The sequence below is a fragment of the Streptomyces sp. SAT1 genome (assembly GCF_001654495.1).
Taxonomy (GTDB): Bacteria; Actinomycetota; Actinomycetes; order Streptomycetales; family Streptomycetaceae; genus Streptomyces; species Streptomyces andamanensis.
In genome coordinates, this window is sequence record NZ_CP015849.1 from 896,280 (window position 1) to 908,776 (window position 12,497).

Here is a 12,497-nt window from a genome sequence, read left to right on the forward strand (position 1 = left end):
TCCGGCCCGCGCGAGACCCGGACGCCGAGGCCGCGCGCGCGAGCGGGCCGCACGGCCGTCCCACTGGCTTCCCGTCACCTCTCACATCGTCAGCCCCGTTGCCCGGCCGGAACGGCGGCGGAAAACCGGTTGCCTTCGGCTGCTTCGCGCGGCGAACCTGTCACGACTCTCGCCGCCGCCACCGCGGCGCCTGTGCCCTCGACCCGAACCACTGGGACGTCATGCAGATTCAAGACCTTCCGTATCCCGACCCGGGTGTGCCGGACGCACGCTCGGGTCCCCGATTCCTGTGGTGGCTGGGGCGCAACCAGCTCGGCGGCCAGCTGAGAGCACTGGCCTGGGGACTGCTGCACTTCTGCTCCGTCTCCGCGCTGCCGTTCTGCGTCGGTGTCGCCGTGCAGGCCGTCGTCGACCGCTCCGGCACCCGGCTGGCCCTCAGCGGCGGCCTCCTGGTCCTGGTCTGCGTGGGCAACGCGCTCGGCGACACCTTCCTGCACCGCGCCGCGGTGACCAACTGGATCACCGCGGCGGCCCGGGTCCAGCAGCTCCTGGCCCGCAGGACCGCCCAGTTGGGCTCGGCGCTGACCCGGCGGGTCGCCGCCGGAGAGGTGGTGGCCGTCTCCACCGGCGACGTCGAGAAGATCGGCTGGTTCGTGGAGGCCGTCTCCCGGTTCACCGCGGCGGCCGTCACCGTCGTGCTGGTCTGCGTCGCCCTCCTGGTCTACCAACCGGCGCTCGGCGTGGTGGTCGCGGTGGGCCTGCCCGCGCTGGCACTCGCCGTGCTGCCGCTGCTGCCGCGCGCCACCCGGCGGGCCGACGTGCAGCGCGAGAAGGCGGGCCGCGCCACCGAGCTGGCCTCCGACACCGTGGCCGGTCTGCGGGTACTGCGCGGCATCGGCGGCGAGGAACTGTTCCTCGACCGCTACCGCCGCGCCTCCCAGGAGGTCCGGCAGGCGGCCGTGCACAGCGCCCGCATGTGGTCGCTGATCTCGGCCGTCCAGGTCCTGCTTCCGGGTCTGCTGCTGATCGCCGTCGTCTGGTACGGCGTGCACCTGGCCCGCGAGGGCCGCATCACCGTGGGCGAACTCGTCACCGTCTACAGCTCCGTCATGGTCCTCACCTACCCCCTGCGCCACTTCGAGGAGATCGCCATGGCGTACTCCTTCTCCCGCCCGTCCGCCAAGCGCGCGGCACGGGTGCTGTCACTGGAACGGACCGCGCCCCGGAGCGGGCCACGGCGGACGGAGGTCGACGCTCCGGCACCGGACCTCCCCGGTCCCGCGGACCGGCCGGCGGCCGACTCGTCCCTTCCCTCCGGGGACCTGTACGACCCGGCGACCGGACTCCTTGTGCCCGCGGGGGTCCTGACCGCCGTGGTGTGCGGGGACCCCGACGCGGCCGGCCGCCTCGCGGAGCGGCTGGGCGGCCACCCCGAGGAACCCGGCCCCTCGGCGCTCCTGGGCGGCGTGCCGCTGGACGAGCTGCCGCTCGGCCGGGCCCGCACGGTCGTCCTGGTGCAGGACAAGGACCCGGTGCTGCTCTCCGGTTCGCTGCGCGAACTGCTCGACGTGCCCGCCTCGGGCGAGGTCACCGCCGACGCGGCGCTCGCGGCGGCCCGGTGCGGTGACGTCCTGACGGCTCTGGCCCAGGCGTCGTCGGCCGCCGAGGACCCGATGGACGTCCGCATCACGGAACGCGGCCGGTCCCTCTCCGGCGGCCAGCGCCAGCGTCTGGCCCTGGCCCGCTCTCTCGTCACCGACCCGGAGGTGCTGGTCCTGGACGAGCCGACCTCCGCCGTCGACTCCCACACGGAGGCCCGGATCGCGGAGGGTCTCAAAGATCTGCGGTCCGGACGCACCACCGTGGTCCTCACCTCCTCACCGCTGCTCCTGGACCATGCCGACCGCGTGGTCCTCGTCCACGAGGGCACGGCCGCCGCCGTCGGCGCCCACCGCGAGCTGGTGCGCACCGACCCCCGGTACCGATCGGTGGTGACCCGCGAGACGGACGAGGAGCGGGCCGCGGGAGCCGAGACGCCCGTGGAGAACGGCGAGGGCGCCCTGCGGGACGCGCTCGAAGAACTGGAAGAGATCGAGGAGACCGCATGATCGGCGTGGCCCCTCCGGCGTACGACCCGGCGGCACCGACGACGGCCGACACCCTGCCTGTCGGCGCCCCGTCGACCGTCCGCGCCTACGTGGGCGAACTGCTGCGCCGCCACCGGCGGGCCTTCGTGCTGCTCGTCACCGTCAACACCGTCTCGGTCCTCGCCTCCATGGCGGGCCCGTGGCTGCTGGGCGATCTGGTCGAACGGGTCTCGGACGGGACGCGAGAACTGCGTCTCGGGACGACCGTCACCCTGTTCGTGCTGGCGCTGGCCGTCCAGGCGGTGTTCGTGCGCGAGGTGCGGCTGCGCGGCGCGATGCTCGGCGAACGGATGCTGGCCGACCTGCGCGAGGACTTCCTCGTCCGGTCGGTGGGCCTGCCGCCCGGCGTGCTGGAACGGGCGGGCACCGGCGACCTGCTGTCCCGGATCACCACGGACATCGACCGGCTCGCCAACGCGATGCGCGAGGCCGTGCCCCAGCTCGCCATCGGTGTGGTGTGGGTGGTGCTGCTGCTGGGCGGACTGGTCGTCACCGCTCCGCCGCTGGGCGCGGCCGTGCTGCTGGCCCTGCCGCTGCTGGTGGTCGGCTGCCGCTGGTACTTCCGGCGGGCGCCGTCCGCCTACCGCTCGGAGGCCGCGGGATACGCCGCGGTGGCCGCCGCGCTCGCCGAGACGGTCGACGCCGGGCGCACCGTGGAGGCGCACCGGCTGGGCGAACGCCGCATCGCCCTGTCGGAGCGGCGCATCAAGGAGTGGACGGCCTGGGAACGCTACACCCTGTGGCTGCGGTCGGTGCTGTTCCCGGTCGTCAACATCACCCATGTGACGGTGCTCGCGTCCGTACTGATGGTCGGCGGGGTCTTCGTGCTCCAGGGCTGGTTGGGGGTCGGCCAGCTCACGACGGGCGCCCTCATCGCGCAGATGCTCGTCGACCCGGTGGGACTGATCCTGCGCTGGTACGACGAGTTGCAGGTGGCGCAGGTGTCGATCGCCCGGCTGGTCGGCGTCCGCGACATCGAGCCGGACGCCGGGGACGCCTCGCTGGCTCCCGACGGACGGAAGGTGCACGCGGACCGGGTGCACTTCGGCTACCGCGAGGGTGTCGACGTGCTGCGCAAGGTCTCCCTGGAGGTCGAACCGGGGACCCGGCTGGCCCTGGTCGGGCCCTCGGGCGCCGGCAAGTCCACACTGGGCAGGCTCCTCGCCGGTATCTACGCCCCCCGGGACGGCCGGATCACCCTCGGTGGCGCCGAGCTGTCCCGGATGCCCGCCGAGGACGTCCGCTCCCATGTCGCCCTGGTCAACCAGGAGCACCACGTCTTCGTGGGCTCGCTGCGCGACAACCTCCTGCTGGCGCGTACCGACGCCGCGGACGCCGAGCTGTGGGCGGCGCTGGGAGCCGTCGACGCGGACGGCTGGGCCCGCGCGCTCGGCGACGGCCTGGACACCGAGGTCGGCTCCGGCGGTCTCGCGCTCACACCGGCCCAGGCGCAGCAGGTCGCGCTGGCCCGCCTGGTCCTGGCCGATCCGCACACCCTGGTCCTGGACGAGGCGACCTCGCTCCTCGACCCGCGCGCGGCCCGGCACCTGGAACGGTCCCTCGCCCGTGTCCTGGACGGACGCACCGTCGTGGCCATCGCCCACCGACTGCACACCGCCCATGACGCCGATGTGATCGCCGTGGTCGAGGACGGCCGGGTCAGCGAGCTGGGCAGTCATGACGAGCTGGTCGCGGCGGACGGCGCCTACGCGGCGCTGTGGCGCTCCTGGCACGGCTGAGGCATCCGGGGCGCCGCACGTGGAGCCGTCGCCGAGACGGCGGGCACCGCGCGCGGCGCCGACGGTGGTGACAGCGGCGTGCGCGTCGGCATCGGCGGTGGCGGCGGGCGTGCGGTCCGGGGGTGCCGGGGAGACCCGGACGGTCCCGGCGGGCGCACGGCCGGGGCGGGGCGGCCGTGCCGTTGCGCGGTGCCGAACAGGGGTGGAAGTCTGGGAGGTGGAAGCGGCTCGGGGAGCGCCCGGGGACCGTCCGGCTCGCGCCGGGCGGAGCGAGAACGGGCCCGTCCCCACCACCTGGAGGTACCCGTGGACAGCGCCGACGGATGGGGAGACGACGTCTACCAGCCCGATGACGACTCCGAGGTCAAGGAGGACACGGGGGTCCTCGACTCGGAGGACACGCTGGAGAACGACGGGGTCGAGGACCCTCTGGACCGCGGTTGGTCCCCTCCCGAGCGGCCGTGGGCCGTGGAGCACACCGGTGTGACGGCGGCCGAGCGCCGGCGGGGCGAGACCCTGGACCAGCGGCTGTCGGAGGAGCTGCCCGATCTCGCCGCGCCGGACGGCGACGGCATCGGTGACTGCGACGGCTCCGACGGGGAACTCCTGGACAACGAGGTCGGCGCCGGCCGCTCGGGCCGGCTCGTCGCGCCCGACGAGGGTGTGCACGAGGACGAGGAGAGCGCGCTGGTCGCCACGGACGTGGGCATCGACGGAGCAGCCGCCTCCGCCGAGGAGGCCGCGATGCACGTCGTCGACGAGGAGTCCCTGTAGGGCAGCCCTCGCCGCCCGCGCCCCGTCGCCGCCGCCCTCCGGGCCACCGCCGTACGACGAGGAGCATCCATGCAGCAGGACAAGCACCCCGACTACCACTCCGTGGTCTTCCGCGACCGGGCCGCCGGCTACGCCTTCCTCACCCGGTCGACCGCGTCCAGTGACGAGACCATCGACTGGGACGACGGGGAGACATACCCGGTGGTGGACGTGGAGATCTCCTCGGAGAGCCATCCCTTCTACACCGGCAAGGCCCGCACGGTCGACTCCGAGGGCAGGGTCGCCCGGTTCGAGCGCCGCTACGGGGGCGGTTCCGGCCAGGGCTGAGGACGCGCAGGAGAGCGGGGGCAGAGGCTGGGCGGAGGACGCGGCCGACAGGAGTCGTGACGGCCCGGCCCGCCGTCCGTGCGGCGGCCGGGCGCGGGAGACCGGGCCCGGCGAACAGGTCAGATGACGTTCAGCGCCGCCGCACAGCCCACTCCGCCGAGCACCATGAACACCGGCATCAGCACCTTGAGCTCGACCCAGCTGCCCGCCCGGAAGCGCATCGCCTTGGGGGGTCCGATCGGGTACCAGCGCCTGCGGCCCACCGGTATCGGCCACAGGATCGGGCATCCGGAGACGGTCAGCGCGTCCCCGATGTCGTGGACCAGCGCGCCCAGCACGATCGGCAGCCCCAGCCACAGGTACTCCTGGCCCGGCGCCGTGAACAGCCAGTCGGAGCCGTTGCCCGGCTTGTCCAGGATCCCGGCGAGGATCCAGGCGCTCGTCCCGGCCAGCAGCCACACCAGGACGTCGCTGCTGGAGCCGCGGGCCGCCCGCCACAGCAGCCCCTCGATGGCCAGGACCATGTGGGCGAAGAGGATCGCGAGGACCGCCCAGCGTCCGCCGGTGATCGCCACGACGGAGGCACCGCCACCGATCAGCACCGCCCAGAGCCAGGTGTGCGTGAGCGTGCGGTGACCGCCGGAACGGCGCGGGTCGCCCTTCTTGCGTGTCGTCTTGTAGGCCGCGTAGGAGAGCTTGTCCACGATCTCGCAGAGCCAGCGCGACAGCGGCCCGAAGGCGTGCGAGATGGTGGCGGCCTTGTGGTCCAGGTCGGGGGCGAGGGCCGCCCCGGCGCAGATCAGCGCGCCGACCAGCACGACCGGCCAGGGCATCGGGTGATCCATCGCCGCTGCCGCCGCTCCGACGCCCAGCCAGGCTGCGGCACCCGACAGTGAGTGTGCTGGTCCCATCATGGCCGTTCCCCGCCCCGTTCGTCGTGTGCCGTCGTCCAGTCGGCCCGGTGTGCTGACACCGCGTCGGCGACACAGCGTAGCGGTCGTGATCTTCGCTCGGGCAGGCGATTCCCGCTGGGGCCGGGCGGCCAGGCAAGATGGGTGCGTGACCCTCATCGATCAGCTGCCGCCGACCGCCGACCCCGACGCCCTCTACGAAGCCTTCGAGTCGTGGGCCCAGGAGCGGGGTCTCACGCTCTACCCGCACCAGGAGGAGGCGCTGATCGAGGCGGTCTCCGGGGCGAACGTGATCGTGTCCACGCCCACCGGGTCCGGCAAGAGCATGATCGCCGCCGGTGCGCACTTCGCCGCCCTGGCCCGGGACGAGGTCACCTTCTACACCGCTCCGATCAAGGCGCTGGTGTCGGAGAAGTTCTTCGAGCTGTGCAAGCTGTTCGGCACCGAGAACGTCGGCATGCTCACCGGCGACGCCTCCGTGAACGCCGACGCGCCCGTCATCTGCTGCACCGCCGAGGTGCTGGCGTCCATCGCGCTGCGCGACGGCAAGGACGCCGACGTCGGCCAGGTCGTCATGGACGAGTTCCACTTCTACGCGGAACCGGACCGCGGCTGGGCCTGGCAGATCCCGCTGCTGGAACTGCCGCAGGCCCAGTTCGTCCTGATGTCGGCGACACTCGGCGACGTCTCCTTCTTCGAGAAGGACCTCGCCCGCCGCACCGGCCGCCCCACGGCCGTGGTCCGCTCGGCGACCCGCCCGGTCCCCCTGTCGTACGAGTACCGGCGCACCCCGCTCACCGAGACACTCACGGAGCTGCTGCAGGCGCGGCAGGCGCCCGTGTACATCGTGCACTTCACCCAGGCCCAGGCGGTGGAGCGGGCCCAGGCGCTGATGAGCATCAACATGTGCTCGCGCGAGGAGAAGGAGCAGATCGCCGAGCTGATCGGCAACTTCCGTTTCACCACCAAGTTCGGCCGCAACCTCTCCCGGTACGTGCGGCACGGCATCGGTGTCCACCACGCCGGCATGCTGCCCAAGTACCGGCGGCTGGTGGAGAAGCTGGCCCAGGCCGGTCTGCTGAAGGTGATCTGCGGTACGGACACCCTCGGTGTGGGGGTCAACGTCCCGATCCGCACGGTGCTGTTCACGGCGCTCACCAAGTACGACGGCAGTCGGGTGCGGACCCTGCGCGCCCGTGAGTTCCACCAGATCGCGGGCCGCGCCGGACGCGCGGGCTTCGACACGGAGGGCTTCGTCGTCGCGCAGGCCCCCGAGCACGTCATCGAGAACGAGAAGGCGCTCTCCAAGGCGGGCGACGACCCGAAGAAGCGCCGCAAGGTCGTCCGCAAGAAGGCGCCGGAGGGGTTCGTCGCCTGGTCGGACACCACCTTCGACAAGCTCATCGCCTCCGAGCCGGAGCCCCTGACGTCCCGTTTCCGGGTGACGCACACCATGCTGCTGTCGGTGATCGCGCGTCCCGGCAACGCCTTCGAGGCGATGCGGCATCTGCTGGAGGACAACCACGAGCCGCGCAAGCAGCAGTTGCGGCACATCCGGCGGGCCATCGCCATCTACCGCTCGCTGCTGGACGGCGGCATCGTCGAGAAGCTCGACCGGCCGGACGCCGAGGGCCGGATCGTGCGCCTCACGGTCGACCTCCAGCAGGACTTCGCGCTGAACCAGCCGCTGTCCACCTTCGCCCTGGCCGCCTTCGAGCTGCTGGACCCCGAGTCGCCGTCCTACGCGCTGGACATGGTGTCCGTCGTGGAGTCCACGCTGGACGACCCGCGGCAGATCCTGGCCGCCCAGCAGAACAAGGCGCGCGGCGAGGCCGTGGCCGCGATGAAGGCGGACGGCGTCGAGTACGAGGAGCGGATGGAGCGCCTCCAGGACGTCAGCTACCCCAAGCCGCTGGAGGAACTGCTCTTCCACGCCTACGACACCTACCGCAAGAGCCACCCGTGGGTCGGTGACCATCCGCTGTCGCCCAAGTCCGTGGTCCGGGACATGTACGAACGGGCGCTGTCCTTCACCGAGCTGGTCTCCCTCTACGAGCTGGCGCGGACCGAGGGCATCGTGCTCCGCTACCTGGCCAGCGCCTACAAGGCCCTGGAGCACACCGTCCCGGACGACCTGAAGTCCGAGGACCTCCAGGATCTGATCGCCTGGCTGGGCGAGATGGTGCGCCAGGTCGACTCCAGCCTGCTGGACGAGTGGGAGCAGTTGGCCAACCCGGCGGAGATGACCGCGGAGGAGGCACAGGAGAAGGCCGACCAGGTCAAGCCGGTCACCTCCAACGCGCGCGCCTTCCGCGTCCTGGTCCGCAACGCGCTGTTCCGCCGGGTGGAGCTCGCCGCCCTCGACCAGGTCGCCGAACTGGGCGAGATGGACGCCGAGTCCGGATGGGACGAGGAGGCGTGGGGCGAGGCCATGGACCGCTACTGGGACGAGTACGAGGACCTGGGTACCGGTCCGGACGCCCGCGGCCCGAAGCTGCTGGTGATCAAGGAGGAGCCGGAGCACGGGCTGTGGCGGGTGCGGCAGATCTTCGACGATCCGAACGGCGACCACGACTGGGGCATCAGCGCGGAGATCGACCTGGCCGCTTCGGACGCCGAGGGCCGTGCGATCGTGCGGGTGACCGCCGTCGGACAGTTGTGAACCGACTCCGGTCCCCGGGAAGCGCACGCCCCGCAGCCGTGAACACAGGAGAACCGCGCCCATGACGAACCCGGCCGAGAGGCTTGTCGATCTGCTCGACCTGGAGCAGATAGAGGTCAACATCTTCCGCGGCCGCAGTCCGCAGGAGTCCCTGCAACGGGTCTTCGGCGGGCAGGTGGCCGGACAGGCTCTCGTGGCCGCCGGGCGCACCACGGACAGCGACCGCCCGGTGCACTCCCTGCACGCGTATTTCCTACGGCCGGGCCGCCCGGGGGTGCCGATCGTGTACCAGGTGGAGCGGGTGCGGGACGGGCGGTCCTTCACGACGCGCCGGGTCACCGCGGTGCAGCAGGGCCGCACGATCTTCAATCTGACCGCCTCCTTCCACAAGCCCGAACAGGGCAGTTTCGATCACCAGTTGCCGCCGGCCCGCAAGGTGCCGTCGCCGGAGTCCCTGCCGACGGTCGCCGACGAGGTCCGCGAGCACCTGGGCGCGCTGCCGGAGCAGTTCGAGCGCATGGCGCGCCGCCAGCCCTTCGACATCCGGTACGTGGACCGGTTGCGCTGGACCACCGAGGAGGTCGAGGACGCCGAACCGCGCAGCGCGGTGTGGATGCGCGCGGTCGGTCCGCTCGGCGACGATCCGCTGGTGCACACCTGTGCGCTGACATACGCCAGTGACATGACGCTGCTGGACGCCGTACGCCTGCCGGTCGAACCGCTCTGGGGTCCGCGCGGTTTCGACATGGCGTCGCTGGACCACGCCATGTGGTTCCACCGGCCGTTCCGGGCGGACGAGTGGTTCCTGTACGACCAGGAGTCACCGATCGCGACGGGCGGGCGGGGGCTGGCCCGCGGGCGCATCTACGACACCGGGGGGCGTCTGCTGGTGTCCGTCGTCCAGGAGGGTCTGTTTCGCCCGGTGTGACCCTCGCGCGCCGACGCGCCGACGCGCCGCCGGATCTGCGGTGTGGCGCGGGCCGCGGACGCGTCACGGCTCGCGGGTCAGGCGCCTCTGCGGAACAGCCGTCCGAGCAGTCCGTGCGAGCATCGTGCGGGCCGCTGCCCAGGGTGGTGTCCGGACCGCTTCCGAGCGGGCTCGGGCGGGCGGCGTCGCTCCGGAGCGTGCCGTCGGCTGTCGAGGGCGGGACGCCGGTCGGAGGCTCGCCGCCGGTCTCCGACCGGACGTCGGCCGGAGGCCGGCCCCGGGACAAGGTGGTGGGATGCCGGATCGGCGTGGTGCGGCGCCGGGCGCGGTGCGGGCCGGTGGGCGCGGGCTTCCCGCATCGATTGCGCCAAGTCGGCCCGGAGCCACGCGATCTCGTCGGCGTCCTGCGCCGTGGAGAGGTGCTCGACGAGGTCGGCGGCGGGCGAACCGGGCGCGCCGTGCGGCTGCGGCCGGGTCCGGTGGCGGTTCAGATGGGCGCGCTCGTAAGGATCGGGGACGATCTCCGAGATCTGGAGCGGGTCGAGCAGTGACGCCGGGGCCGCCGCCTGTGCCCAGGGGTCGTCGGCGGCCTGCCGGAGCAGGAAGCCCAGGTGCCGCCCGCGCCAGTTGCGCGGGCGCAGGTCCACGCCCGCGTCCAACTGGTCCCGCAGCGTCTCGGCCAGCGGCCGGGTCAGCAGCGAGGTGTTCTTCTCGTCCGCCGCGAACTGCCGAAGCTCGTCGGCGAGATACAGCCAGACGACGGCCCGGTACCGATTGAGGTAGAACGCGACGGGCACGAGCAGACCCAGCCGGGCCAGGCGGGTGAACCGGACCGTGGTCATCCGCATGATCTGCGCGGCCTGCCTGGTGCCCACTGCCTCCACCCGATCGCGCAGCGCCTGCGGAAAGCCTTCCTGTGCCCGGAGCCTCTCGATCTCGGCTCGCTCCACGCGGCAGCCGCCTCCGCCGTCGTCGGCGAGCGTCCGGATGTGGCCGAGGCCCACGGCCAGTTCGAACTCGCGGCGCTTCAGTCCCAGTTCTTTGGCGGCTCGGCTCTGGCCGACGGACGCGCCGGGATTCCCGGAGACCGGCTCGAGGGCGGATACGGATTCGTGCGTGATGGTGGTGCCGGACATGTGGGTCCCCCGTGAGGTGAGTTGCTCGCGCCTGCCGCGCTCGCACACCAAAAACCGTAGCCGGAACCGCGCATTTCGGCGCAAGCCTGTGGATAACTCACGGGTGACCCGCGAACGCGCTGGTCAGAGGTCAGTTGTGGGGGGACGCTCGGGTTGGCGAGTGGCGACGTCGAGATGCTCGCCGACCCGGTTCACCAGCCGGGTCATCTCGTAGGCGATCAGGCCGATGTCGGCCTCGGCGCTGCTGAGGACGCACAGGCAGCTGCCCGCGCCGGCGGCGGTCACGAACAGCACCGCGTCGTCGAACTCGACCATCGTCTGCCGTACCGACCCCGCGCCGAAATGGCGCCCGGACCCTTTGGCGAGGCTGTGCAGGCCGGACGCGACGGCGGCCAGGTGCTCCGCGTCCTCGCGGCGCAGGCCCGTGCTGGCTCCGGTGACCAGTCCGTCGGTGGACAGGACCAGGGCGTGCCGGACGTCCCCCACCCGCTCGGTCAGGTCGTCCAGCAGCCAACCGAGTGTGCGGTTGTGCTCCATGATCTGTTCGCCCCCCATGCGTCGTCTCCTCCAGATCGGAGGATCTCCCGCCAGCCTTCCCCACTGTTCCTGCCCCGGCAAGCAGGATGGGGGCATGGCACAGAAGATGACCGACGAGGAATGGCGGGCGTTCGTCTCGCACGGCACCCGCACCGGCAAGCTGTCGACCGTCCGGGCCGACGGAAGCCCGCATGTGGCGCCGATCTGGTTCCTGCTCGACGGGGACGACGTGGTCTTCAACACCGGGAAGGAGACGGTGAAGGGGCGCAATCTGGTGCGGGACGGCCGGTTCGCGCTCTGTGTGGACGACGACCGGCCGCCGTTCACCTTCGTGGTGGTGCAGGGCCGGGCCCGGCTCTCCGAGGACCTGGACGAGGTCCGGCACTGGGCGGCCCGGATCGGCGCCCGCTACATGGGCGAGGAGCGCGCCGAGGAGTTCGGGGAACGCAACGGCGTGCCGGGAGAGCTTCTGGTCCGGGCCGCGATCGACAAGGTCGTGGCGGTGCGGGACCTCGCCGACTGATTCCGGCCGATGCAGGGTGATACCGACGCAGGGTGATACCGATGCCGGGTGATACCGATTCCGGCCGATGCCAGGCGGTCCTGATTCCGGCTGATGCCGGGTGATATCGGGTGGGCCCGGCTGATCCGCGCGGGCCTGACCTGACCCCCGGCGCCTCCCGCCCGCCGCCTTCCCCGGCACGCCTGCGCGGTGGTGCGGGATCATGCCGTGCATGAGCGACGACATCACGCACGTGCAGGAGTTCTTCACCGCCCGCGCCGCGGACTGGGACAGCAGATTCCCCGACGACGGCCCCGCCTACGCCGCCGCCGTCGCCGAGCTGGGACTCGGCGACGGCGACCGCGTGCTCGACGCGGGGTGTGGGACCGGACGCGCGCTGCCGCCGCTGCGCGCCGCCGTGGGCGTGTCGGGCGTGGTCGTGGGCGCCGATGTCACGCCGGCGATGCTGGAGGCCGCGGTGCGGGCCGGCCGCGACCGTGAGGGGCGGCTGCTGCTGGCCGATGTCGGCGCCCTGCCGTTCAGGACCCAGTCGTTCGACGCCGTCTTCGCGGCCGGTCTCGTCGCGCATCTGCCGCGGCCCGCGGAGAACCTGCGGGAGTTGCGGCGCGTGGTGCGGCCCGGTGGCATGCTCGCGTTGTTCCATCCGATCGGCCGGGCGGCGCTCGCGGCGCGTCAGGGGCGCCGGATCACACCGGACGACCTCCGCGCGGAAGACCGTCTCCGCCCGCTGCTGGCCGGATCGGGATGGCGCATGACGTCGTACGTCGACGAGGACGCCCGTTTCCTGGCGCTCGCCGTCCGAGAGGGCTGACA

General features: G+C 72.4%; 11 protein-coding genes. 8 read left to right on the forward strand and 3 right to left on the reverse strand.

Annotated elements, in window-relative coordinates; all coding sequences use genetic code 11:
* Window positions 1–221 precede the first annotated feature (221 nt).
* The 4 genes from A8713_RS03820 (at window position 222) to A8713_RS03835 (ending at window position 4,987) form a co-directional block, all read left to right on the forward strand.
* Window positions 222–2,108: an ABC transporter transmembrane domain-containing protein gene (locus A8713_RS03820; RefSeq protein ID WP_064531418.1), complete on the forward strand. Its 1,887-nt coding sequence runs from the start codon at window positions 222–224 to the stop codon at window positions 2,106–2,108.
* Window positions 2,105–3,886, forward strand: coding sequence for an ABC transporter ATP-binding protein (locus tag A8713_RS03825; protein WP_064531419.1), 1,782 nt, complete (start codon window positions 2,105–2,107; stop codon window positions 3,884–3,886). The genes A8713_RS03820 and A8713_RS03825 overlap by 4 nt, the downstream gene beginning before the upstream one ends.
* A 306-nt stretch (window positions 3,887–4,192) precedes the next feature.
* The gene (locus A8713_RS03830; protein WP_064531420.1) at window positions 4,193–4,660 is read left to right on the forward strand and encodes a DUF5709 domain-containing protein; all 468 of its coding nucleotides are present in this window, start codon (window positions 4,193–4,195) and stop codon (window positions 4,658–4,660) included.
* 69 nt (window positions 4,661–4,729) lie between these two features.
* Window positions 4,730–4,987 (forward strand): type B 50S ribosomal protein L31, encoded by a 258-nt coding sequence (locus A8713_RS03835; protein ID WP_018571046.1) that lies wholly within the window; start codon window positions 4,730–4,732, stop codon window positions 4,985–4,987.
* A gap of 119 nt (window positions 4,988–5,106) precedes the next feature.
* Here A8713_RS03835 and A8713_RS03840 read toward each other — a convergent pair whose 3' ends face one another.
* A complete protein-coding gene (locus tag A8713_RS03840; RefSeq protein ID WP_064531421.1) occupies window positions 5,107–5,901 on the reverse strand; it encodes a metal-dependent hydrolase in 795 nt (264 codons plus the stop codon).
* A gap of 145 nt (window positions 5,902–6,046) precedes the next feature.
* Between A8713_RS03840 and A8713_RS03845 the strand changes: the two genes are divergently transcribed.
* Complete coding sequence (locus tag A8713_RS03845; RefSeq protein ID WP_018571048.1) at window positions 6,047–8,560, forward strand: DEAD/DEAH box helicase; 2,514 nt, start codon at window positions 6,047–6,049, stop codon at window positions 8,558–8,560.
* A 61-nt stretch (window positions 8,561–8,621) separates the two neighbouring features.
* Window positions 8,622–9,488, forward strand: a complete 867-nt coding sequence (locus A8713_RS03850) for an acyl-CoA thioesterase (RefSeq protein ID WP_064531422.1) — start codon at window positions 8,622–8,624, stop codon at window positions 9,486–9,488.
* 77 nt (window positions 9,489–9,565) lie between these two features.
* On the opposite strand, the gene A8713_RS03855 is transcribed toward A8713_RS03850, so the two are convergent.
* Together A8713_RS03855 and A8713_RS03860 are read right to left on the reverse strand one after the other, a co-directional pair.
* Window positions 9,566–10,624, reverse strand: a complete 1,059-nt coding sequence (locus A8713_RS03855) for a DUF6397 family protein (protein ID WP_064531423.1) — start codon at window positions 10,622–10,624, stop codon at window positions 9,566–9,568.
* A 123-nt stretch (window positions 10,625–10,747) separates the two neighbouring features.
* Complete coding sequence (locus A8713_RS03860) at window positions 10,748–11,161, reverse strand: roadblock/LC7 domain-containing protein (protein WP_064537219.1); 414 nt, start codon at window positions 11,159–11,161, stop codon at window positions 10,748–10,750.
* A gap of 94 nt (window positions 11,162–11,255) precedes the next feature.
* On the opposite strand from A8713_RS03860, the gene A8713_RS03865 reads away from it, so the two are divergent.
* Entirely contained in the window at window positions 11,256–11,684 is a 429-nt protein-coding gene (locus tag A8713_RS03865; protein ID WP_018571052.1) for a PPOX class F420-dependent oxidoreductase, read from the forward strand.
* 211 nt (window positions 11,685–11,895) lie between these two features.
* Window positions 11,896–12,495, forward strand: a complete 600-nt coding sequence (locus A8713_RS03870) for a class I SAM-dependent methyltransferase (RefSeq protein WP_064531424.1) — start codon at window positions 11,896–11,898, stop codon at window positions 12,493–12,495.
* Window positions 12,496–12,497: the final 2 nt, after the last annotated feature.

Excerpts from the sequence above, each read along its gene's own strand:
- A8713_RS03820 (WP_064531418.1), top strand. The coding sequence starts at position 222 with ATGCAGATTCAAGACCTTCCGTATCCCGACCCGGGTGTGCCGGACGCA.
- A8713_RS03825 (WP_064531419.1), top strand. The coding sequence starts at position 2,105 with ATGATCGGCGTGGCCCCTCCGGCGTACGACCCGGCGGCACCGACGACG.
- A8713_RS03835 (WP_018571046.1), top strand. The coding sequence starts at position 4,730 with ATGCAGCAGGACAAGCACCCCGACTACCACTCCGTGGTCTTCCGCGAC.
- A8713_RS03840 (WP_064531421.1), bottom strand. The coding sequence starts at position 5,901 with ATGATGGGACCAGCACACTCACTGTCGGGTGCCGCAGCCTGGCTGGGC.
- A8713_RS03850 (WP_064531422.1), top strand. The coding sequence starts at position 8,622 with ATGACGAACCCGGCCGAGAGGCTTGTCGATCTGCTCGACCTGGAGCAG.
- A8713_RS03855 (WP_064531423.1), bottom strand. The coding sequence starts at position 10,624 with ATGTCCGGCACCACCATCACGCACGAATCCGTATCCGCCCTCGAGCCG.
- A8713_RS03860 (WP_064537219.1), bottom strand. The coding sequence starts at position 11,161 with ATGGAGCACAACCGCACACTCGGTTGGCTGCTGGACGACCTGACCGAG.
- A8713_RS03865 (WP_018571052.1), top strand. The coding sequence starts at position 11,256 with ATGGCACAGAAGATGACCGACGAGGAATGGCGGGCGTTCGTCTCGCAC.
- A8713_RS03870 (WP_064531424.1), top strand. The coding sequence starts at position 11,896 with ATGAGCGACGACATCACGCACGTGCAGGAGTTCTTCACCGCCCGCGCC.